The sequence below is a fragment of the Arthrobacter sp. Cr_A7 genome (assembly GCF_029222765.1).
Classification (GTDB): domain Bacteria; phylum Actinomycetota; class Actinomycetes; order Actinomycetales; family Micrococcaceae; genus Arthrobacter.
Genome location: NZ_JARHXQ010000245.1, coordinates 1 through 2,207 on the forward strand (window position 1 = coordinate 1; position 2,207 = coordinate 2,207).

At 66.3% G+C, this 2,207-nt stretch carries 3 protein-coding genes; all 3 read left to right on the forward strand.

From position 1 onward, the window contains the following. The coding region (locus P2Q66_RS14185; RefSeq protein ID WP_275729102.1) for a DNA-processing protein DprA at positions 1–467 on the forward strand (467 nt) is incomplete at its 5' end. A gap of 75 nt (positions 468–542) precedes the next feature. Continuing rightward, positions 543–1,469: a tyrosine recombinase XerC gene (locus P2Q66_RS14190; RefSeq protein ID WP_275729105.1), complete on the forward strand. Its 927-nt coding sequence runs from the start codon at positions 543–545 to the stop codon at positions 1,467–1,469. 242 nt (positions 1,470–1,711) lie between these two features. Beyond that, a partial coding sequence (locus tag P2Q66_RS14195; protein WP_275729107.1) for a DUF3145 domain-containing protein occupies positions 1,712–2,207 on the forward strand: 496 nt, incomplete at its 3' end.

Below are 2,207 nucleotides of genomic sequence, written 5' to 3' on the forward strand. Positions count from 1 at the left end.
GGAACCGGCTGATTGCCGCCCTGTCTGCCGTAACCGTCGTGGTGGAGGCCCGCTGGCGCTCCGGGGCACTTAACACTGCCCACCACGCCGAAACGCTGGGCCGTGCCGTCGGAGCCGTTCCCGGATCGGTGCACAGTGCCAACTCGGCGGGCTGCCACCGGCTGCTGCGGGACGGGGGAGCGGTGTGTGTCACTGATGCTGCAGAAGTGGCGGAGCTGGCATCACCAAGCGGTGCAGCGCTGCCGGAACAACGGCCGGGACGCGCCCAGGTCCAGGATGGGCTCACCCTGGAGGACCTGATCCTCCTGGATGCGCTGCCGCTGCGCTCCACCACCTCTGTCGAGAAACTGTCTGCAGTCGCCGGCCTGGGTGTCGAATCGGTGCGCGCCGGGCTCGGCCGCCTGGGATTGCTCGGGCTGGCAGTTTCGGAACGGGGCGGCTGGAAACGCGGCAAGGCATCAGCGTGATTGGGCACCAATGCTGTGCAGCGGCCTGGCCGTGTCAGCCGGCGGTTCGCCGGCCAAAACTGAGACAGTAGGAGAGTGGATCATGAGGAATTGCCCGCGGAGCTCGAGGAAGCACTGGATGCGTTCGCCGGTTATCTGTCAGGGGAGCGGGCCCTGTCGGCCCACACCCGGCGGGCGTACCTGGGTGACCTGCGGAGCCTCCTGGCCTACGCAGCAACCGAAGGTGCCGCCGGACTCAAGGACCTCGAGTTGGGGACGCTCCGCCGCTGGCTGGGGGTGCAAAGCCAGGCAGGTGCCGCACGGGCAACCCTTGCCCGCCGGTCCGCCACCGTAAGGTCGTTCACGGCCTGGGCGCTGCGCGAGGAGCGGATCGCAGCCGATCCCGCCCTCAGGCTGAAGGCGCCCAAACGTGAAAAATCCCTGCCCGGCGTCCTGCAGACTTCCCAGCTCACCCGTCTGCTGGCAAAGATGGAGGAAGCGGCAGCCGACGGTGAACCCATGGCAGTCCGCGACCGCGCCATCGTGGAACTCCTCTATGCCACAGGCGTACGCGTGGGTGAACTGGCAGGCCTCGACATCGATGACCTGGACCCGGACCGCCGGACACTGCGGGTCATCGGCAAGGGCAACAAGGAACGGACGGTGCCGTTCGGTGTTCCGGCTGCTGTCGCGGTGGATGACTGGCTGCGGCGGGGCCGGCCGCTGCTGGCCAGGGACACCAGTGGTCCGGCACTCTTCCTTGGTGCCCGCGGGGGACGGGTGGACCAGCGGCAGGTCCGGGCTTTGGTGAACAGCCTCTTCGGGTCACTGGGGGACACCTCGGCATCCGGACCACACGCCCTCCGCCACTCCGCAGCCACGCATCTCCTTGACGGTGGCGCGGACCTTCGAGCGGTCCAGGAAATCCTGGGACACAGCAGCCTCGCCACCACCCAGATCTACACCCATGTTTCGGTGGACCGGCTGCGCAAAAGCTACCAGCAGGCACACCCCCGGGCATGAGTGACAGTGTGGGTAATCGCACTGGCGTAATTCGGCGGGGTACGGCACAATAAGAGTCACGTCCGGCAACTTTCAAGTGACGCTTGAAGCTCATGAGGCTTTACGCGGCGCGGCAAGTCCGGACACAGCTTAATCCGATACATCTGAATAACCGGGCAGGCAACTCCCGCAGGAAAAGGCACAGCAGTTCCATCCAGGCAGAGGTCGTTGGGGAAGACGTACCTAGAGCTATGGAGGATGGAATGTCTGTTGCAATGACCCGTGGTGTGCTGTTTGTTCACTCGGCCCCTACGGCCCTGTGCCCTCATGTTGAGTGGGCCATTGGCTCCGTCGTGGACAAACGGACGGACCTTGAGTGGACCCCTCAACCTGCCGCGCCCGGAATGTTCCGTGCCGAGCTGTCCTGGACCGGGACCCCCGGGACGGGAGCCAAACTGGCGTCCTCGCTCCGCGGCTGGGCGCATCTGCGCTTCGAGGTCACGGAAGAACCGAGCCAGGGTGTGGACGGCGGCCGCTGGTCCCATACCCCCGAACTCGGTATTTTCCATGCGGTCACCGACGTGCATGGCAACATCATGGTGTCCGAGGACCGGATCCGCTACGCGTACGAGTCCGGAGCAGGCGATCCCGCAGCGGTCTACCACGAGCTGTCGCTCGCACTGGGCGAGGCCTGGGACGAGGAACTTGAGCCCTTCCGGCACGCCGCCGAAGGCGCTCCCGTGCGCTGGCTCCACCAGG